The 17,317-nt window shown below is 67.5% G+C and carries 21 protein-coding genes and 1 pseudogene; 11 read left to right on the plus strand and 11 right to left on the minus strand.

What is annotated here, in order from left to right; translation table 11 throughout:
- Positions 1–67: 67 nt before the first annotated feature.
- Positions 68–1,357, plus strand: a complete 1,290-nt coding sequence (locus CXY91_RS21780; RefSeq protein ID WP_100963327.1) for an Hsp70 family protein — start codon at positions 68–70, stop codon at positions 1,355–1,357.
- A gap of 7 nt (positions 1,358–1,364) precedes the next feature.
- Here CXY91_RS21780 and CXY91_RS21785 read toward each other — a convergent pair whose 3' ends face one another.
- On the minus strand, positions 1,365–1,739 hold the full coding sequence (locus CXY91_RS21785; protein ID WP_100963293.1) for a cupin domain-containing protein: 375 nt from the start codon (positions 1,737–1,739) through the stop codon (positions 1,365–1,367).
- A 164-nt stretch (positions 1,740–1,903) separates the two neighbouring features.
- Between CXY91_RS21785 and sppA the strand changes: the two genes are divergently transcribed.
- The 4 genes from sppA to lhpI are packed head-to-tail and all read left to right on the plus strand — an operon-like array spanning position 1,904 to position 4,496.
- Positions 1,904–2,872 carry a signal peptide peptidase SppA gene (gene sppA / locus CXY91_RS21790; protein WP_100963295.1) on the plus strand — a complete coding sequence of 323 codons (969 nt, stop codon included), beginning with the start codon at positions 1,904–1,906 and terminating at the stop codon, positions 2,870–2,872.
- Positions 2,873–2,900: 28 nt separating this feature from the next.
- Positions 2,901–3,185, plus strand: coding sequence for an integration host factor subunit beta (gene ihfB / locus CXY91_RS21795; RefSeq protein ID WP_091833512.1), 285 nt, complete (start codon positions 2,901–2,903; stop codon positions 3,183–3,185).
- Positions 3,186–3,205: 20 nt separating this feature from the next.
- Positions 3,206–3,541: a LapA family protein gene (locus CXY91_RS21800; protein WP_091833515.1), complete on the plus strand. Its 336-nt coding sequence runs from the start codon at positions 3,206–3,208 to the stop codon at positions 3,539–3,541.
- A 10-nt stretch (positions 3,542–3,551) separates the two neighbouring features.
- Complete coding sequence (lhpI, locus tag CXY91_RS21805; protein ID WP_100963297.1) at positions 3,552–4,496, plus strand: bifunctional Delta(1)-pyrroline-2-carboxylate/Delta(1)-piperideine-2-carboxylate reductase; 945 nt, start codon at positions 3,552–3,554, stop codon at positions 4,494–4,496.
- 33 nt (positions 4,497–4,529) lie between these two features.
- On the opposite strand, the gene CXY91_RS21810 is transcribed toward lhpI, so the two are convergent.
- Positions 4,530–4,703, minus strand: coding sequence for a DUF3309 family protein (locus tag CXY91_RS21810; protein ID WP_100963299.1), 174 nt, complete (start codon positions 4,701–4,703; stop codon positions 4,530–4,532).
- A 91-nt stretch (positions 4,704–4,794) separates the two neighbouring features.
- On the minus strand, positions 4,795–5,778 hold the full coding sequence (locus CXY91_RS21815; protein WP_100963301.1) for a tripartite tricarboxylate transporter substrate binding protein: 984 nt from the start codon (positions 5,776–5,778) through the stop codon (positions 4,795–4,797).
- Between the two features lie 197 nt (positions 5,779–5,975).
- Here CXY91_RS21815 and mepA point away from each other — a divergent pair, with 197 nt between their 5' ends.
- Complete coding sequence (mepA, locus tag CXY91_RS21820; RefSeq protein ID WP_100963303.1) at positions 5,976–6,869, plus strand: penicillin-insensitive murein endopeptidase; 894 nt, start codon at positions 5,976–5,978, stop codon at positions 6,867–6,869.
- Positions 6,870–6,988: 119 nt separating this feature from the next.
- Here mepA and CXY91_RS30620 read toward each other — a convergent pair whose 3' ends face one another.
- The 3 genes from CXY91_RS30620 to CXY91_RS31170 all read right to left on the minus strand — a co-directional run bounded on the left by CXY91_RS30620 (position 6,989) and on the right by CXY91_RS31170 (position 8,641).
- On the minus strand, positions 6,989–8,134 hold the full coding sequence (locus CXY91_RS30620) for an extensin-like domain-containing protein (protein WP_199777530.1): 1,146 nt from the start codon (positions 8,132–8,134) through the stop codon (positions 6,989–6,991).
- A 118-nt stretch (positions 8,135–8,252) separates the two neighbouring features.
- Entirely contained in the window at positions 8,253–8,501 is a 249-nt protein-coding gene (locus CXY91_RS31030) for a DUF2306 domain-containing protein (RefSeq protein ID WP_248307591.1), read from the minus strand.
- 5 nt (positions 8,502–8,506) lie between these two features.
- Positions 8,507–8,641 carry a DUF2306 domain-containing protein gene (locus CXY91_RS31170; protein ID WP_282569393.1) on the minus strand — a complete coding sequence of 45 codons (135 nt, stop codon included), beginning with the start codon at positions 8,639–8,641 and terminating at the stop codon, positions 8,507–8,509.
- A 218-nt stretch (positions 8,642–8,859) separates the two neighbouring features.
- On the opposite strand from CXY91_RS31170, the gene CXY91_RS21835 reads away from it, so the two are divergent.
- Positions 8,860–9,567, plus strand: a complete 708-nt coding sequence (locus CXY91_RS21835; RefSeq protein WP_100963305.1) for a glutathione S-transferase N-terminal domain-containing protein — start codon at positions 8,860–8,862, stop codon at positions 9,565–9,567.
- A 123-nt stretch (positions 9,568–9,690) separates the two neighbouring features.
- Here the strand turns inward: CXY91_RS21835 and CXY91_RS21840 are convergent, their stop codons facing one another.
- From CXY91_RS21840 to CXY91_RS21855, 4 genes are read right to left on the minus strand one after another with little or no spacing between them, the layout of a single operon-like run.
- Positions 9,691–10,473, minus strand: a complete 783-nt coding sequence (locus CXY91_RS21840; RefSeq protein ID WP_248307592.1) for an ABC transporter ATP-binding protein — start codon at positions 10,471–10,473, stop codon at positions 9,691–9,693.
- Positions 10,470–11,462, minus strand: coding sequence for an ABC transporter substrate-binding protein (locus CXY91_RS21845; protein ID WP_091833541.1), 993 nt, complete (start codon positions 11,460–11,462; stop codon positions 10,470–10,472). The genes CXY91_RS21840 and CXY91_RS21845 overlap by 4 nt, the downstream gene beginning before the upstream one ends.
- A gap of 54 nt (positions 11,463–11,516) precedes the next feature.
- Positions 11,517–12,323, minus strand: a complete 807-nt coding sequence (locus CXY91_RS21850) for an ABC transporter permease (protein WP_100963307.1) — start codon at positions 12,321–12,323, stop codon at positions 11,517–11,519.
- Positions 12,320–13,168 (minus strand): IclR family transcriptional regulator, encoded by an 849-nt coding sequence (locus CXY91_RS21855; RefSeq protein WP_100963309.1) that lies wholly within the window; start codon positions 13,166–13,168, stop codon positions 12,320–12,322. The genes CXY91_RS21850 and CXY91_RS21855 overlap by 4 nt, the downstream gene beginning before the upstream one ends.
- Positions 13,169–13,290: 122 nt before the next feature.
- On the opposite strand from CXY91_RS21855, the gene CXY91_RS21860 reads away from it, so the two are divergent.
- The 3 genes from CXY91_RS21860 to CXY91_RS21870 all read left to right on the plus strand — a co-directional run bounded on the left by CXY91_RS21860 (position 13,291) and on the right by CXY91_RS21870 (position 16,144).
- Entirely contained in the window at positions 13,291–13,989 is a 699-nt protein-coding gene (locus CXY91_RS21860) for a hypothetical protein (RefSeq protein WP_100963311.1), read from the plus strand.
- A complete protein-coding gene (locus CXY91_RS21865; protein WP_100963313.1) occupies positions 13,989–14,768 on the plus strand; it encodes an SDR family NAD(P)-dependent oxidoreductase in 780 nt (259 codons plus the stop codon). Before CXY91_RS21860 ends, CXY91_RS21865 begins: the two co-directional genes overlap by 1 nt.
- 131 nt (positions 14,769–14,899) lie before the next feature.
- Positions 14,900–16,144: an amidase gene (locus CXY91_RS21870; RefSeq protein ID WP_091833556.1), complete on the plus strand. Its 1,245-nt coding sequence runs from the start codon at positions 14,900–14,902 to the stop codon at positions 16,142–16,144.
- 483 nt (positions 16,145–16,627) lie between these two features.
- Here CXY91_RS21870 and CXY91_RS30335 read toward each other — a convergent pair whose 3' ends face one another.
- Complete coding sequence (locus CXY91_RS30335; RefSeq protein ID WP_143079690.1) at positions 16,628–16,885, minus strand: hypothetical protein; 258 nt, start codon at positions 16,883–16,885, stop codon at positions 16,628–16,630.
- A gap of 233 nt (positions 16,886–17,118) precedes the next feature.
- On the opposite strand from CXY91_RS30335, the pseudogene CXY91_RS30340 reads away from it, so the two are divergent.
- Positions 17,119–17,317: pseudogene (locus CXY91_RS30340) on the plus strand (hypothetical protein); the annotation flags it as partial.

Raw genomic sequence — 17,317 nt, forward strand, 5'->3', positions numbered from 1 at the left:
CTGACCAATCCATCGGCCCGCGCGGAGAAATCCGCGCGGGCTTTTGTTTCGGCTGAAGGAGGCGAGCATGAACGACGCAGCGATCGGGATCGATTTCGGCACCACGAACAGCGTGGTCGCGCTCGCACGTCCCGACGGCTCGGTGACGACCCGCAGCTTCGCCACCCGCCAGGGCGCCGTCGACGCCTATCGTTCGGCCCTGATGTTCTGGCGCGAGGGCCGCCCGCCCCACGCCCATGTCACCCATGTCAGTGGCCCCGATGCACTCGACATGGCGCTCGGCATGACCACCGAGCACCGCTTCCTGCAATCGCTGAAGACGCATCTGTCGAGCCGCGCCTTCCAGGAGACGCGTCTGTTCGGCAAGCTCTTCCGGCTGGAGGACCTGATCGCAGTCTTCCTGAGCGACCTCTCCGCCGGGCTGGATGATCTCGGCGAGCGGAGCGTCCTCTCCGGCCGCCCGGTCGTCTTCGCCGGCGACCGGCCCGATGAGGAACTCGCCCTGACGCGTCTGGCTGCCGCCTATGGCAAGGCCGGCATGACCAAGGTCGACTTCGCCTATGAGCCGCTCGGCGCCGCCTATTGGTACGCGCGCGACCTCACGACGCCGCAGACCATGCTGGTCGCCGACTTCGGCGGCGGCACCAGCGACTTCTCGGTGATGCGCTTCGAGCCTGGCGACAGCGGCACCTTGCAGGCCGTTCCGCTATCCCATGCCGGTGTCGGCGTCGCCGGCGACACTTTCGACTACCGCATCATCGAGCATGCGGTCTCGCCTCTGCTCGGCAAGGGCTCGGACTATCTTTCCTTCGGCAAGCGCCTGCCGATCCCGGCGCATTACCACGCCGCCTTCGCGCAATGGCACCGGCTCTCGCTGATGAAGAGCAGGGAGACGATGACCGAGCTCAAGGCGCTGATCCGCGACGCGGTCGAGCCCGGCAGGCTCGAGGACCTGATGACGGTGATCGAATACGATCTCGGCTACGAGCTCTACCGTGCCGTCTCGGCGACCAAGATCGCGCTCTCCTCGCAGAAGGAGGCGCAGCTCAGCTTCGATCAGATGGGCGTGCGCATCGACCGGACTGTGACGCGGACCATGTTCGATCGCTGGATCGCCGAGGATGTCGCGGCGATCGAAGGCGCGCTCGACGAGGCGCTGGCCACCGCCGGGGTCGACGGCGACAAGATCGAGGCGGTGTTCATGACCGGCGGCACCTCCTATGTGCCGGCGGTGCGCGCCTTGTTCGACCGCCGCTTCAGCCCGCAGCGCATCCATATCGGCGACGCCTTCCGCTCGGTCGCGAGCGGCCTTGCCCTGCTCGCGCTCGACCGGCAGCGGGCCCTCGCCGCGGCCTAGAGGCCGTTCAGACCCAGAGATCGTTCTGCGCCGTCCGGGCGCCACCCTCATGGCCCGTGTTGAGCGTGCCGCGCGGCTCGATCAGCAGCATGCAGACCTCCTTTTCGGCGAAAGGCTTGTGCTCCTTGCCCTTGGGCACGACGAACATCTCGCCCGGGCCGACGGTGACCGAACCGTCGCGGAAGTCGATCCGCAGCGAGCCGTCGATCACGAGGAAGGCTTCGTCGGTCTCGGGATGGTCGTGCCAGATGAAGTCGCCTTCGATCCTGACGATCTTGATTTGATAGTCGTTGAGCTCGGCCATGACCCGCGGCTGCCATTGCTCGTGAATGTGGCCGAGCTTCTCGGCGAAGTTGATGGCGCGATAGGTGTTTTCAGACATTTCGACTTGGCTCCGATCAAGTTATTGGCATGGTCGGTGTCTGCCGTCGTCATGTCTTGAACGATCGTGCAGCGCCCGCCGCGACTGTCGGCGCGACAACTGCCGCCTTGCCCGCCCCGTACCGCGAGGCTACATCACAGGCCCAGTCAACCGGAGCCGCCGACATGTCGTCCGATGCCGATCTGCTCGCCGATCGTCGCAGCCTGCGGCGCAAGCTCTCGCTCTGGCGGTTGCTCGCGCTCGCCGGCGTCGTCGTGATGGTCGTCGCCGCCGCGCTCGTCTGGAGCGGGCGCCTGCCGGGCAGCACCGCCCAGGCGCACATCGCCCGCGTCACCATTTCCGGCTTCATCTCCGGCGATCGCCGCACGCTCGACCTGATCAAGTCGCTGGAGGATAGCCGCGCCAGCGCCGTGCTGCTCAGCATCGACAGCCCCGGCGGCACTGTGACCGGCTCCGAAGCCGTCTACGATGCGGTCCGCCGCCTTGCCGCCAAGAAGCCCGTGATCGCGGTGGTCGATGGCATGGCCGCCTCCGGCGGCTACATCGTCGCGCTCGGCAGCGAGCGCATCGTCGCACGCCAGACCTCGATGGTCGGCTCGATCGGCGTGATCGCGCAGATCCCCAATGTCGCCCAGCTTCTCGACACCATCGGCGTCAAGTTCGAGATCACGCGGTCGAGCCCGCTCAAGGCGGCGCCAAGCGGCCTCGAGCCGACGTCGCCGGAGGCGGCCGCCGAGACCGCCCGCGTGATCGCCGACAATTACGACTGGTTCAAGCGGCTGGTCGGCGAGCGCCGCAAGCTCGCCGACCCCGAGATCGCCGCAGTGTCCGACGGCCGCGTCCATTCCGGGCGCCAGGCGATCAGGCTCAAGCTCATCGATGAGGTCGGCAGCGAGCAGGAAGCGATCGCCTGGCTCGAGCGCGAGAAGGGCGTCGGCAAGGATCTGCCCGTGCGCGACTGGCGCCGCCGCAGTGAATCCTCCTCCTACGGGCTCTGGAGCGCAAGCGAGGCGATAGCGCGCGCCGCGGGCCTGGAGGAGCTGGCGGCCCTGCTCGCGCGTGCTGCCGAAACTCCGGTTGGACTGCGGCTTGACGCGCCCTTGGCGCTCTGGCAGCCTGCCGTCGAAAAGTGACGATGTTACAAGCGGTTATATTGCACCCATGATAAAATCAGAACTCGTCCAGCGCATCGCCGAGCGCAACACCCATCTCTATCAGCGCGATATCGAGAACATCGTCGGCTCGATCCTCGACGAAGTCGTCAAGGCGCTCGCGCGCGGCGACCGGGTCGAGCTGCGCGGCTTCGGGGCGTTCTCGACCAAAGAACGTGCCGCCCGGGTCGGACGCAACCCGCGCACCGGCGATTCCGTCAAGGTCGACCAGAAGTTCGTGCCGGTCTTCAAGACCGGCAAGGAGCTGCGCATGCGGCTGAACGGCAAAGCCTGAGACAGGCGGGGGAGAGCGGGATGAAGGCTTTCTTCAAGGCGCTGGTGCTCGTTCCGGTGGCGCTGATCGTGGTGCTGTTCTCGGTGGCGAACCGCGCCCCGGTCCGAGTCTCGCTCGATCCGATCAGCCGCGACGCGCCGGCGCTCGCCCTCGACCTGCCGCTCTTTGCGGTGGTCCTCGCCGCCATTGCCGTCGGCATCCTGATCGGTGGCTTCGCCTCCTGGCTGGCGCAGGGCAAGCATCGCAAGGCCGCGAGGGTCAATCGCCGGGAGGCCGACAAGCTGCGTGGCGAGGCGCAGTCGCTGCGCGCCGCCGTGCCGGATTCGGCGCTGCCGGCACTGACCAGCCGCGTCTGAAACCTCCGTCATGCGCTTCTTCTCCGCTGCCGAGATCGACGGCCTGCTGAATTTTCCCGCTTTGGTCGATGCGCTCGCCGAGGCCTTCCGCGGCGGCATCGTCACGCCGGTACGTCATCACCATGAGATCGAGCGCCCGGATGCGGCAGCGACCCTCCTGCTGATGCCGGCCTGGACGGCGCCGCAGGCGAGCCCTGCCTTCCTCGGTACCAAGGTCGTCACGGTGTTTCCCGGCAATGCCGCAGTGAGCCTGCCGAGCGTGATGGGCAGCTATCTCCTGATGGATGGCGCGACCGGAGCGCCGCTCGCAGCGCTGGATGGCGCGCGCCTGACGCTCTGGCGCACCGCAGCGGCTTCGGCGCTCGCCTCGCGCGTGCTGGAGCGCCCGGATTGCAAGCGCATGCTGATGGTCGGGGCCGGTGCGCTTTCGAGCTTCCTGGTCAAGGCACATCGCAGCGTGCGCCATTTCGAGGATATCGCGATCTGGGCGCGCCGGCCGGACGCCGCCGCCGAGGTCGTGGCCGAGCTTGCACGGGACGGCATCGAGGCGCGCGTCGCGGACAATCTGGAAGCCGAGGCGCGCCAGGCCGATCTGATTTCCTGCGCCACCCTGTCCCGCGAGCCCTTGATCCATGGCCGCTGGCTGAAGCGAACCGCCCATCTTGATCTGGTCGGCGCCTTCAACCTGTCGATGCGTGAGGCCGACGATGAGGCGCTGCAGCGCGCCCATGTCTTCGTCGATACGGAAGCGGCGCTCCACGAGGGCGGTGACGTTGCCGTCGCGATCAAGGCGGGCGCCTATACGGCGGAGCAGGTCTCAGGCACGCTGGCCGGCCTCTGCCGCGGCGAATACGACGCCGCCGCCGAGCGCGACGACGTCACCCTGTTCAAGTCGGTCGGCACCGCGCTCGAGGACCTTGCCGCCGCCATGCTGGTCTGGAAGCTGGCGAACTGAAGCGCGGCCTCGAAGGCCGTGCTTGTCGCCCCGTTACACTCTGACGGCCGGGCCGCCGAGCGCTCCAAGCAGCCACAGCACGATCACGATCGTCAGTACGAGGCCGACCACGCCGCCGAGGCCGGCTCCGCCATAGCTGCGATGGCCGTAATACCCGCCGCCGCCGAGCAGGATGATGAGCAGGATGATGATGAGCAGTGTGGACATGGTTCGCGCCCCTTCTTCCGTCCGCCCGCCTCGTCAGTTGTCGGCGAGCGAGCGCTGGAAGAACGTCGGGCGCGAACCGTAGGTTCCAGTCCTACTCCGCCTTGATGCCGACTTCACGGATCAGGCTGACCCATTTCGTCTGCTCGGCGCGGACGAAGGCCGCGAGCTCGGCCGGCGTGTTGCCGACCGGCTGGGCTGCGAGCTGGTCCATCTTGCCGCGCACCACGGGGTCGGCGATCGCGGCCTTGGTCTCGGCCTGCATCCGGTCGATGATCGTCTGCGGCGTCTTCGCCGGCGCGAACAGGGCGAACCAGGACGAGACGTCGAAGCCCGGTACGAGATCGTTGATCGGCGCGAATTCGGAAGCGGTCGGCGCGCGCTGTGCGGTGGTGACGCCGAAGCCGCGCACCGTGCCGGCGCGGACCTGGGGCAGGGCGGCGGTGATGTTGTCGAACATCAGGTCGACGCGCCCGCCGATCAGGTCCTGCATCGCCTGCGCCGAGCCGCGATAGGGCACATGCACCATCTTGATGCCGGTCAGCTTCTGGAAGAGTTCGCCGGCAAGGTGGATCGAGGTGCCGACACCGGAGGAGGCATAGGTCAGCTTGCCCGGATTGGCCTTGCCATAGGCGATCAGCTCGGCGGTGTCCTTGACCTTCAGCGTCGGGCTGACGACGAGCAGGTTGGGCACCAGCGCGATCATGGTGATCGGGGCGAAATCGGTCAGCGGGTCGTAGTTGACCTTGGTGTAGAGCGCCGGATTGGCGACGAGGCCGACCGAGACGATCAGCAGCGTGTCGCCGTTCGGCTCGGAGCGCGCCACCGCCTCGACGCCGATATTGCCGCCGGCGCCGGCGCGGTTCTCGACCACGAAGGTCGCCCCGAGTGTCTGGCCGACCTTGTCGGCGACCAGCCGTCCGAGGATATCGGTGGCGCCGCCGGGCGTGAACGGCACGACCAGCTTGGGCGTACGTCCCTGCGGCCAGGCGCCCTGCGCGCGGCCGGCGGCCGGCAAGGCGAGCGCGGCGCCGAGGCCGCCCAGCAAGGCGCGGCGGTCGAGAGAAAAGCGGCTCATCGTCGGATGTCTCCTCCAGGAATGGTCACCGGTGGGCTTGCCGCCCGTTCTTCGGCAGTGAAGACGCTGCCGGCTCGCAAGCGCCCTGTCCAGCCCATTGAGCGGGCAGTAGCTTGACCTTGGCGTAAGCGGCCTGCGATTCTGCCACCATGCAAACGCCTCGTCGCTTCGCCCCCCTGATTCTCTTGCCCTTGCTCATGACAGTGGCAGCTGCGCGCGCCCAGTCCACCGGCGAGGCGGAGGCGAAGACCCGCGCTGCCAATATCGCGGCGTACCCGGATGCAGCCCGTGCCTTGTTCGGCCAGAAGACCACTCCGGCCGCCCTGAGGGCGCGTGCGATCGGCTCCTATGCCCGCGGCTGCCTGGCGGGGGCAACCGCGCTGCCGGTCGACGGCGAGAACTGGCAGGTCATGCGCCTCGCCCGCAACCGCAACTGGGGCCATCCCGAGCTGATCTCCTTCCTCGAGCGCTTCGCCAGCGAGGTGCCGAAGATCACCGGCTGGCCCGGCCTCCTGGTCGGCGACATCTCGCAGCCGCGCGGCGGGCCGATGCTGACCGGCCACGCCTCGCACCAGATCGGGCTCGATGCCGACATCTGGCTGACGCCGATGCCGAGGAAACGGCTCGACAGCGACGACCGCGAGAACATGTCCGCGGTCAACATGGCCCGCTCCGACTGGCGCGACATCAATCCGAAGAACTGGACGCCGGCGCACACCCGGCTGATCAAGGCGGCGGCGAGCGAGCCAAAGGTCGAGCGCATCTTCGTCAATCCCGCGCTCAAGGTCGCGCTCTGCCGCGAGGCCGGCTCGGACAAGACCTGGCTGAACAAGGTCCGGCCGATCTGGGGGCACAACTACCATTTTCATATCCGCCTGAGCTGCCCGCCCGGCATGGAGGGCTGCCAGGGGCAGGAGCCGCCCAATTTCGGCGACGGCTGCGGCGAAGAGCTCGATGGCTGGGTCGAGAAACAGCATCAGGCGATCTTCAACCCGCCCAAGCCGAAACCGGGGCCGAAGCCAAAGCCCAAGCCGCCCATGTCGCTCGACGCACTCCCGGCCGAGTGCCGGCAGGTGCTGCTGGCGCGGTGAAGGGGCTCGTCATGCTCGGGCTTGGCCCGAGCATCCCAGGCCGGAGAGGGCTGCTGATGGCGCTTCCTCGTCACGAGATTCTCGGGTCTGCGCTTCGCTTCGCCCGAGAATGACGCGTGCTACCGCCGCAACGATCCAGTCTGCTGCCCCTGCGGCCGATAGGCGAAGGGGTCGTTGCGCGGGTTGATCGGCGGCTCTTCGCCCGGCTGGGCGCTGTCGACGATGCCGTTGCCTTCCTCGTCGCCCACGATCAGCTCCTCGGTCGGCGGCGTCGAGCCCGGCAGCTGCAGTGGCCCGCGCATCTCGCTCGGCGCCGGCTGCGGCTGGTAGCGCTGGCTCATCTGCGGCGCCTCCTCGATATAGCGCCGCTGGCCGTCGAGCCCGCCATGCTGCTGATGTGCGACCGGATAGCCGCCGCTGACCGCGCCGGGCGGACGCAAGCCGCCGCTCGGCTGGCGCAGCAGGCCGCCTGAACCGCTCGCCACCATCGGCGGCGGCAGGCTCTGACGCGTATCCTGCTGCTGCTGCTGCTGTTGCAGCGCCATCCGGTCCGGCCGCGCCGGGTCCGGCGGCGGCAGGTTGTAGTTGGGCTCGTATTTGATCACCGGCTTGCAGATGTGCCGGCCCTTGGAATGGCGCGCCAGGTCGATGTGGAAATGGTCGTAGTGGAAGGCGTCTGCGCCGGGGCCGAGCACGGTCGAGAAATGCTCGCAGGCGCCGACGAAGATCTCGCGCAGGAAGGCCTGCTCCTCCGGCGCGCCGCGCCAGCCATCCTTGACGGTGACGACGCGGTTGTCGTTCAGGCGGAAGGAAAACACGTCGACGGCATTGCCGAAGGCATGCTCGGAGGTGCGGCTCGTGCCGGTGCCGTTGTTCATCGCACGGCAGGAATAGGAGCCGGCGCGGATCTCGATCACCTGCGCGCCGAGCACGTTCATCGCTGCCGGCTGCACCACCTCGGTGAACCATTTGTCCGTCGTTGCAACCACCGGGCAGGCCAGGGTCGCATTGCTGGTTAGTGCCACGCTGCCCTTGGCGAAGGCTGCGACCTTGAGCGGCTTCTCCATGCCGCAGGTGCCGGGCCCGTCGATCGCCTTGCCGCGCAGGCTGACATAGGCCGAGAGCTGCACCTGGCCCGAGGCGAGGCACTGGGCTTCGGCCTGGTCACGCCAGGGCGCGCGCTGCGGCTTCTGGAACTTGCCGCAGCCGGCAAGGCCGGCGCCGATGACGCCGAGCGCGAGGAGAGTGAGGTGAACGCGACGCATGACAGATCAAATGCGAGGCGTTGGGTGAACGGTTTGTTGACCGGCTGCGTCCTGGAAGTCACGGGCGGATTAACTTTGCCGATGGCGTTAAGCGGCAGTTAAAGCGCCATGACGGGCGTTAACGGATGGCAGCCGCGGTCTGGCCGAAGGCGACTTTGTTCATCAGGCGGCCCGGCATCAGGGTGAAGGCGCCAGCCACAACGAGCCCGGCGAAGAGCCAGAGCATCGTGGCGCGATGGCCGGCGATGTCGCCGCGCCGGCGCAGGATGATGGCGCGGGGCAGGCTCGCGATCGTCAGGATGCTGAGCAGATGGATCGCGCTGAAGTGCCCGTTGCTGGTGATGAAGGCTGAGCTGATCGCCGTCACCGCCATCAGCCGACGAGGCGATGGCGCGCCGTGCCCTTGCGCATGACGAGGACGGTGAGGCCTGACGTCAGCGAGATCAGCGCCGCCAAGGCATGCAGCTGCATGACGGCCGGTGCGGCGAGCAAGGGAGCGAGCGTCATCGCGACATCCTCGCGGGGGACAACGGTGCCGAGCATCGCAGCGAGATGTGAATCCTGCGTAAGCCAGTTGGCGTTTCCGCAAGGTCCGCGCGGTTGCGCCGATGAGAGTCGCACGCCAACTTACGCCGCAACGTCATGGCCTCGCGCCATCGGCGTCCCGCCGACAGGGCGCGCCAGGCAAGGCCGGCGCCTCGCCCGCCATCCGAGGAAGTTTCTCGATGTCCGATCTCTCCGCTTTCGCGATCACGCAACGCTGGCCGGCCCAGCATCCCGACCGGCTGCAGCTCTACTCGTTGCCGACGCCCAATGGCGTGAAGGTCTCGATCATGCTGGAGGAGACCGGCATCCCCTATGAGCCGCACTTGATCGACATCGGCAAGAACGAGACCTGGACGCCGGAATTCCTCTCGCTCAACCCGAACGGCAAGATTCCGGCGATCATCGATCCAAACGGCCCCGGCGGAAAGCCTTTCGGCCTGTTCGAGTCTGGCGCGATCCTGGTCTATCTCGCGGACAAGGCCGGCAAGTTCCTGCCCACCGACCCGGCCCGCCGCTACGAAACCCTGCAATGGGTCTTCTTCCAGATGGCGGCGATCGGCCCGATGTTCGGCCAGCTCGGCTTCTTCCATAAGTTCGCCGGCCGTGAATACGAGGACAAGCGCCCGCGCGACCGCTACGCCGCTGAGAGCAAGCGCCTGCTCGGCGTCTTGGAAACGCGGTTGGCCGGGGGCGACTGGCTGATGGGCGACGAGTACACGATCGCCGACATCGCAGCGCTCGGCTGGGTCCGCAATCTCGTCGGCTTCTATGGCGCCGGCGAGTTGGTCGAATACGACAAGCTCAAGCTGGTGCCGAAATGGCTGGAACGCGGCCTCGCGCGTCCGGCCGTGCAGCGCGGGCTGGAGATCCCGAAGCGTCCGGGCTGAGGGGGAACGCGCGTCATGCTCGGGCTTGCCCCGAGCATCTCAGGCCGGGAGGGGGCTCCGATAGAGCCTTCTCGTCACGAGATTCTCGGGTCTGCGCTGCGCTTCGCCCGAGAATGACGCCCTTCAATACTTGATCACCCCGAACCGCCGGAACGCGTCGTGGATGCGGTCGGCATAGGTGTTGAAGCTCGGATAGTCGCCGAGATGGGCCGGTCGCGGCCGCGGCAACTCGATCCTGATCTCGTCGACGACCCGGCCAGGCGTCGGCGACATCACCAGCACCCGGTCGGAGAGGCCGATCGCCTCTTCGATCGAATGAGTGATGAAGACGACCGTCTTGGCCGTCTCCAGCCAGAGCATTTCGAGATCGTGCCGGATCTGCGTGCGCGTGATCGCGTCGAGCGCGCCGAAGGGCTCGTCCATCATCAGCACGGAGGGGTTGTGGATCAGCGCGCGGGCGATCGAGACGCGCTGGCGCATGCCGCCGGAGAGCTGCTTGGGATAGCGGTCGGCGGCATGGCTGATGCCGAGCTTGGCGAAGAGCTCGAGCGCCCGTTCCTTGGCCGGCGCCAGCGGCAGGCCGCGAATCTCCACCTGCAGCATGACGTTTTCGAGTGCCGTCCGGAATTCCAGCAGCAGGTGGTCCTGGAAGACGATGCCGATATCGGTGAGCGGCTCCGTCAGCGGCTTGCCGTTGACCAGAAGCTCGCCGCCACTGGTCGGGATCAGCCCGGCCGCCATCAGCATGAAGGTGCTCTTGCCGCAGCCGGAGGGGCCGATCAGGCTGACGAACTCGCCGCTCCTGATGTCGAGTGTCAGACCGTCGACGGCGGTGAAGCCGCCGAAGGTCTTGACGATGCCGCGCCCCTGGATCGAGGCGGCGGAGGTGGCGGCCGTGGCGCTCACGAGCAGGCCGGCGCCGAGGCCGGCAGCAGCTCGGTCGTGTAGTAGTCGCTGATCGGCTTGTCCTTGGGCAGGCCGAGATACTGCGTCAGCAGGTCGAAGCTCACGCTCCAGTTCTTCTCCGGCACCTTGCCGAGCGAGGTCGCGCCGGGGGCGCAGAGCAGCTTGTTGACCACGTCGAACTGCGCCAGCACCTGCGCCTTCTTGACCGAGGGGAACTGTGCGACCACCGCGTCGGCGGCGGCATCCGGATTCTTGCGGGCCGCGTCCCAACCCTGCAGGCTCGCCTCGATGAATTTCTTGTAGAGCTCGGCATCGGCCTTGATCTTGTCGTCGCGGGCGATGATCGACAAGCCCACGGTCGGCACGCCGACATCGCGATAGAAGATGTCGCGGACCTTGAAGCCGCGCTCGCGGATCTGGACCGAGTGGAAGTCTGCGCCGCCAAGGATGGCGTCGACCTTCTTTTCCAGCAGCGCGCCGACGAAGGCACCGGGGTCGATGTTGATGACGTCGACCTTGCCCTTGTCGATGCCGTTGCTGGCAAGGATGGCGTCGAGCAGCGTCGTCTGCGCCGTGCCGGGCTGGACCGCGAGCTTCTTGCCGACGAGGTCCTTGGGCGAGGCGATGCCGCTGTCCTCGAGCGCGATGATGGCGAAGCCGTTGGTCTGGAGCACGGGCGCGACGATCTTCACCGGCGCGCCCTTGGTCCGCAATTGCATGGCGGCCGGTGCATCTGCGAAGCCGACATCGGTCTGGCCCGTCGCGACCATCTGCGCGGTGGTGCCCGAGCCCTTGCCCTCCTCGATCGTCAGATTGATCCCGGCCTTCTCATAGAGGCCCATTTGCTTGGCCATCATGAAGCCCGCATTGGGCGCCGCGGCGAGGAAGTTCAGCGTGATCTTCATCGGCTTGCCGCCGGCTTGGGCGAGCGCGCCGCTCGTGCCTAGTGCCAGCATGGCGGCGGCAGTGAGCAATGTCCGTCTCAGCATGGTCGTTCTCCCTGTGGTTCCGGTTGGCCCGGATTGATGGTCGATGTCGTAGGCTCAGCTCTTGCGCTGCCAGGGCATCAGCAGCATTTCGAGCCAGTCGACGAGGTAGCTGAACAGGATGCCGACGGCCGACAGCGCCACCAGGCAGGCGAAAATCAGCGGCATGTCGAGGAAGCTCGTGCCGCGCAGCAGGAGATAGCCGAGGCCGGCATTGGCGCCGACGAACTCGCCGACGATTGCGCCCGTCGCCGCGAACACGGCCGAGACCTTGAGACCGGAAAAGATATAGGCCAGCGCCGCCGGCACCCGGACATAGCGGAAGGTCTGCCAGGCGGAGGCGCCCATCGAACGGGTCAGATAGAGCACGCGTTCGTCCAGCGCCCGGAAGCCCGTCATGCTCGCGACCAGCGTCGGGAAGAAGCAGAGCAGGAAGGTCAGCAGCACCTTCGGGAACAGGCCGAAGCCGAACCAGACGACGAAGAGTGGCGCAATCGCGATCTTCGGCACGAGCTGGAAGAAGACGATCACCGGATAGACCGCCTTCTCCAGCAGCTTCACCGAGACGATGACATAGCCGAGTGGGATCGAGATCACCGCCGCCATGAGGAAGCCGAGCACGATCTCGTTGGCCGTCACCAGCGTGTGGCGGAAGATGTCGGCGCGGTCGATCCAGAGCCGCTCGAAAAAGGCGCTCGGCACTGGCAGGATGTATTCGGGGATGCCGGCCATCGGCACCAGGAGCTGCCAGGCGACCAGCAGCACGGCGAAGCTCGCCAGCGGCCAGGCGATCGCCGAGGCCCAGGCGGCGACCTTGCTGGGGGCCAGTTGCTTGGCCGGGCTGGTTGCGCTGTCGCTGCTCATGCTGATGTCTCTGTCGGCGCCAACCGTATGGCTGCCTCTGTCGAAACCGCGGGGAGGCCGCCGATCTGTCGCCGCCGGAGCGGCCAGATCACTGCCATCTCCCGCGCTGCCGTGGCGAGCGCCGCTGCGATCTCGCTGCGACGCGCCTCCTGCATGCGTGGCAAGGGGCCGGCGACGCTGAGCGTGCCGGCGACCGCAGCGCCGGCATCGGGCCCGGCGCGGAACGTCGTCGCCATCGCGACGGTGCCGATCTCCCCCTCCTCGACCGCCAGCGCATAGCCGCGGCTGCGGGTCTCGCCGAGATGCTGCCTCAAGGCATCGACATCGCCGAGCGCGTTCGGGCCGGTGCGCCCCTCGCCGCCGAAGCCGCGCGCACAGACGATGCGCAATGCCTCCGCTTCCGGCAGGGAAGCGAGCCAGGCCTTGCCGGTCGCGGTGGCGTGCAGGACGATGCCCATCCCCATCGGCGGCTCGTAGCGCAGGCCGGCGGTCGCGCCCTGCGCGCGGGCGATCCAGGTCAGGCTCTCGCCCTCGACCACGGCGAGGCGGCAATATTCGCGGGTGGCGCGGGCGAGCCCGTCGAGCACGATCTGGCCGGCATCGGGCAGGCCGCGCAGGTCGAGATTGCGGAAGGCGAGCTGCGACAGTTTCAGGGTCAACCCATAGGCGCCCGATTGGGGGTCCTGCGTGACGAATCCGCGCTCGGCGAGGGTGGCGAGCAATCGGTGCGTGGCGCTGACTGGCAGGTCGAGCCGCTCGGCAAGCACGGTCAGGTCGGCGCCGTCGGCTTCGTCGGCCAGCGCCTCCAGCAGCTTGAATGCACGCTCGACCGCCGCGATCGTCACCCGTTCCCGCCCATCTCTCGAATAGAATTGGAAATCATTTCCAATTTGGATTTCATTTTCGTATAGAGACGAGGCGAGGCCGAGTCAACGCGCCCCGCAGGACGAGCCCGGTGGAGGGGACGATGAGCCTGGCAGGTGAGGGAGCGGTCGCGATCTGGCACGACATCGCGCCGGAGGGCAGGGCGGAGTTCTATGCCTGGCATGGCGAGGAGCATATGCCGGAGCGGGTCGGCATCCCCGGCTTCCTGCGCGGGCGCCGCTATGTCGCGATCGACGCCGATCTCGAGTTCTTCAATCTGTACGAGGCGCAGACCGTCGAGGTGCTGAAGGGGCAGGACTATACGACCAGGGTCAACGCGCCGACGCCGTGGACCTTCTCGGCGGTGAAGCATTTCCGCTCGGTGGCGCGCGCGATCTGCCGGGTGTCCCACACCAGCGGTCCGGCCCAGGGCGGGCTGATCGCGACCTTGCGCTATGACGTGCCTGACAACATCGCCTCGGCTCACAAGGCGGCCCTGCTGCGCGGGCTGGTGCCGGATCTGCTCGCGACGCGTGGGGTGGCAGGTGTCCATCTGCTGACCGCGGACGCCCAGGCGAGCGGCGTTGCCACCGCCGAGCAGAAGGCTCGCGGCGTCGCCAATGCCGTGCCGCGCTCGGTGCTGCTGCTCGAGGGTTGGGGCGACGAGGCCGAATTCATCGCGCTGGCGCGCGAGTCGCTGTCGGCTGAGGAGTTGCAGGCGCTCGGCGGCGAGGGGCCGTTCTCGCTCGGCCTCTACCGCCATCAGATCACCCGGGCAAAGACCGCCTGGAGCGCCGGCTGATGAGCGCGCGCTACGATCTTTCCGGGCGTCATGCGGTCGTCACCGGCGGTGCCGGCGGGCTCGGCCGCGGCATCGCTCGCGCGCTGATCGAGGCCGGCGCCAGCGTCACCCTCTGGGACCAGGATGCGGACAGCCTGTCACAGGCCGTCTCCGAACTGGGGCGCCGGGCGAGCCTGCGTCAGCTCGACATTCGCGACGTCAACGCGGTCGAGGCAGCGGCTGATGCTGCGGTTTTCGCCCATGGCCGCATCGACATCTTGGTCAACAACGCGGGCGTGCTCGGAGAAGTCAAACCGATCTGGGAGACGACGCCAGACAACTTCCAGCGCGTGCTGCAGGTCAATCTGTTCGGTGCCTATCTGGTGACGCGGGCCATCGTCGGCCGGATGCTGCGACAGGAGCCCCGGCGCGCGCCGGATGGCCATCCGCTGCGCGGTCATGTCGTCAACATCGCCTCGATCCAGGGCAAGGAGGGCATGGCGATGGCCGCCGCCTATTCCGCCTCGAAGGCGGGTTTGATCGCGCTCACCAAGAGCGTCGCCAAGGAGACGGCGAAGGAGGGCATCATCGTCACGGCGGTGACGCCGGCGGCCGCCGAGACCGCCATGGCGAAGGAGATTTCGGCCGAGCGGCGCGCCGACATCATGTCGCGCATCCCGATGGGGCGCTTCGTCGAGGTGGCGGAGGTGGCGCGGCTGGTGCTCTGGCTCTCCAGCGACGACTGCTCCTTCTCGACCGGCGGCATCTTCGATCTCTCTGGCGGCCGCGCGACCTACTGAGCCGCGCCTTTCGGCGGCGCACCGGCTGCATACCCCGTCTGCGGGGGGCGTTCCCGGCTTCCATTCGGCGCTTGGCCTGTGCCAGCATGGCCGCATCGGCGGCCCCGCCGCGGGATTCCAGGAACAGATCCATGCTTTCGGTTCGCGATATCGCTCGCCGCGTCGCCAGTGGCGCCATTTCCGCCCAGGCTGCCCTTGCCGACAGCGAGCGGCGAATCGACGAGCGCGACGGCGACCTGCGCGCCTTTGCAGCCCGCCCCGAAAGCCTGAAGGTCGGCGAGGGGCCGCTGGCCGGCATCGCCGTCGGCGTCAAGGACATCATCGACACCGCCGATCTGCCGACCGGCATGGGCGCTGCGATCTATGACGGCAACCAGCCCAGGGCCGATGCGCCGATCGTGATGGCGCTCAAGGCAGCCGGTGCGACCGTGGCCGGCAAGACGCAGACCACGGCCTTCGCCTTCCTCGATCCCGCCCCGACCCGCAATCCGCATGATCCCTCGGCCAGCCCCGGCGGCTCCTCGGCCGGTTCGGCCGCGGCAGTCGCCGCCAGCCTGATCCCGCTTGCGATCGGTACCCAGACCGGCGGCTCGGTGATCCGCCCGGCCGCCTATTGTGGGGTCGCGGCGATCAAGCCGTCCTACGGGCTGCTGCCGACGGTCGGCGTGAAGCCCTTCTCCTGGTCGCTCGACACGCTCGGCCTGATGGCCGCCAGCGCCGACGATCTCGGTTTCGCGCTGGCTGTGCTGACCGGCAGGCCCGATCTCGACGCGCCCGAAACCACGCTCGATGGGCTGAGGCTTGGCCTCTGCCGGCAGGAATTCATCGACAGGCCTGAACCGGCTTGCGAGGGGGCGCTGCAGCGGATCGCCGATTTCGCCCGCAAGGGCGGTGCGACTGTGCTGGACATCGCGACGCCGGCCGAGCTCGCCGAGACCTTCCATGCCCATGGCCCGCTGCAGAACTGGGAGGCGACACAGGCGCTCGCCTGGGAATACGCCAATCATCGCGAAGACCTGCCGCCGAAGCTGCGCGCCTATCTCGACGAAGCCCGCGCCACAACGCCCGGCGAATATGACGTCGCCCGTGGCACTGCCCGGCGCGGCCGGCATGCGGCCGAGCGCTGGTTCGGTGAGGTCGATCTTGTCCTGACCTATGCCGCGCCGGGCGAGGCGCCGGAGACGCGCGCTTCGACCGGCGATTCCAAGTTCAACCGGCTCTGGACGCTGCTCGGCACGCCCTGCCTGACCGTGCCGCTGATGCGAGGCCCGCGTGGCCTGCCGGTCTCCTTCCAGCTCGTCGGCCGTTTCGGCGACGATGCTCGCGTCATCGCCGTGGCGCGGGCGCTCGAGCGCCTGATCCTGATGCCGGCATGACGATGTCTCGGCAAGATCTGGGCGCTGGTCCCGCATGGGACAATATTGCACTGCAACAACTTTGGCTTGATTGTGGCGGAAAGGATTTATGCTGCACTCCACAATACTAAAAGCTTCTGCCTGGAAGGTCTTGTTCGGGACTATCCACAAAGCAGTTCAATGATTTAACCACTGATTAAGAACGCTGCTCTGGTGCGGCGCTCGCTGCGGCGACGCAGCCACTTGCGGCGGCCGCCGTTTCTGCTAGCTTCCATGTCAGGTCAATGACAAGGAGGGTTCACATGAACCTCGCGCTAAGTCTCGACCGGTTGGCCATGGGAGCAGCTTTCGCGCTGGTTCTGGCGATCGTGATCGGAGCGTTCTGACGAGGAAGTCAGTCTCGAGTCGAAAAGACCGATAAGCCAATTGGAGAGCGTCGCGGGAGAGGCCCCGCGGCGCTTTTCCTTTGGGGCTCGTCAGATCGGCGGCGGGCGATGAAGCCGCTCAGCTTTCCGGGCAGGAATTTTCCGTCACTTGCCAGGACATCAGATTCGTGACGCGTCCGCAGGTGGCGAGGCGGCGCCCCATGGTGGTGCGGATGCAGGACATGCTGCCTTCCGCGATCTTCTTGCCGTCGTTCCAGCAATAGCAATAAGGCTCGGGCGCCTGTGCCAGGCGCGGCCTGTCGAGCGCGACGGCTTTCTCCTGCGCCCGGACAGGGGAAGCCGACAGTAACAGGATCGTCGCAGAAAACGCCGACAACAGCAGCGTTGCTGCACCAGAGCGCGGTAGCCTCCGAGGGGATCGGACCATGGCTCGCTCCTGTCGTTCGCTGGATCAGCGTGACGGTGCGGCAACGGTAGCATAGTGAAGCCGGCAACCCAATATGATCGGGGCCTGTCCGTCGAAGGTTCAGCTCAGGCCCACCTTGCGAAAGTCGTACGACCCGACCATATTTCGGGTCCAGTGAGCCGATCCCGGCTCCGGGAGGAACCATGTCACTGATTTCGCTCGCCCGTCGTGGACGTGCAGTCGCCCTCATCGCTGGCGCTCTTCTGCTGGTGCCGATCATTGCCGAGGCCGCTCCGGGCGGCCGCAGCATGGGCAGTCGCGGCTCGCGCAGCCAATCGCAGGTCGCGCCGACGCCGACCGCGCCTGGCTCGTCGTTCCAGCGCAGCCCGACGCAGGCCCCCG

This window comes from Allobosea sp. FBZP-16, from assembly GCF_002831785.1.
GTDB classification, from domain to species: domain Bacteria; phylum Pseudomonadota; class Alphaproteobacteria; order Rhizobiales; family Beijerinckiaceae; genus Allobosea; species Allobosea lupini.

Coding starts and splice junctions, on each gene's coding strand:
- CXY91_RS21810 (WP_100963299.1), bottom strand. CDS start 4,703: ATGTCCACACTGCTCATCATCATCCTGCTCATCATCCTGCTCGGCGGC.
- CXY91_RS31170 (WP_282569393.1), bottom strand. CDS start 8,641: ATGACGCTCGCTCCCTTGCTCGCCGCACCGGCCGTCATGCAGCTGCAT.
- CXY91_RS21870 (WP_091833556.1), top strand. CDS start 14,900: ATGCTTTCGGTTCGCGATATCGCTCGCCGCGTCGCCAGTGGCGCCATT.
- CXY91_RS21850 (WP_100963307.1), bottom strand. CDS start 12,323: ATGAGCAGCGACAGCGCAACCAGCCCGGCCAAGCAACTGGCCCCCAGC.
- lhpI (WP_100963297.1), top strand. CDS start 3,552: ATGCGCTTCTTCTCCGCTGCCGAGATCGACGGCCTGCTGAATTTTCCC.
- mepA (WP_100963303.1), top strand. CDS start 5,976: ATGACAGTGGCAGCTGCGCGCGCCCAGTCCACCGGCGAGGCGGAGGCG.
- sppA (WP_100963295.1), top strand. CDS start 1,904: ATGTCGTCCGATGCCGATCTGCTCGCCGATCGTCGCAGCCTGCGGCGC.
- CXY91_RS21785 (WP_100963293.1), bottom strand. CDS start 1,739: ATGTCTGAAAACACCTATCGCGCCATCAACTTCGCCGAGAAGCTCGGC.
- CXY91_RS21835 (WP_100963305.1), top strand. CDS start 8,860: ATGTCCGATCTCTCCGCTTTCGCGATCACGCAACGCTGGCCGGCCCAG.
- CXY91_RS21865 (WP_100963313.1), top strand. CDS start 13,989: ATGAGCGCGCGCTACGATCTTTCCGGGCGTCATGCGGTCGTCACCGGC.
- CXY91_RS30620 (WP_199777530.1), bottom strand. CDS start 8,134: ATGCGTCGCGTTCACCTCACTCTCCTCGCGCTCGGCGTCATCGGCGCC.
- CXY91_RS21815 (WP_100963301.1), bottom strand. CDS start 5,778: ATGAGCCGCTTTTCTCTCGACCGCCGCGCCTTGCTGGGCGGCCTCGGC.
- CXY91_RS21845 (WP_091833541.1), bottom strand. CDS start 11,462: ATGCTGAGACGGACATTGCTCACTGCCGCCGCCATGCTGGCACTAGGC.
- ihfB (WP_091833512.1), top strand. CDS start 2,901: ATGATAAAATCAGAACTCGTCCAGCGCATCGCCGAGCGCAACACCCAT.
- CXY91_RS21780 (WP_100963327.1), top strand. CDS start 68: ATGAACGACGCAGCGATCGGGATCGATTTCGGCACCACGAACAGCGTG.
- CXY91_RS21800 (WP_091833515.1), top strand. CDS start 3,206: ATGAAGGCTTTCTTCAAGGCGCTGGTGCTCGTTCCGGTGGCGCTGATC.
- CXY91_RS21860 (WP_100963311.1), top strand. CDS start 13,291: ATGAGCCTGGCAGGTGAGGGAGCGGTCGCGATCTGGCACGACATCGCG.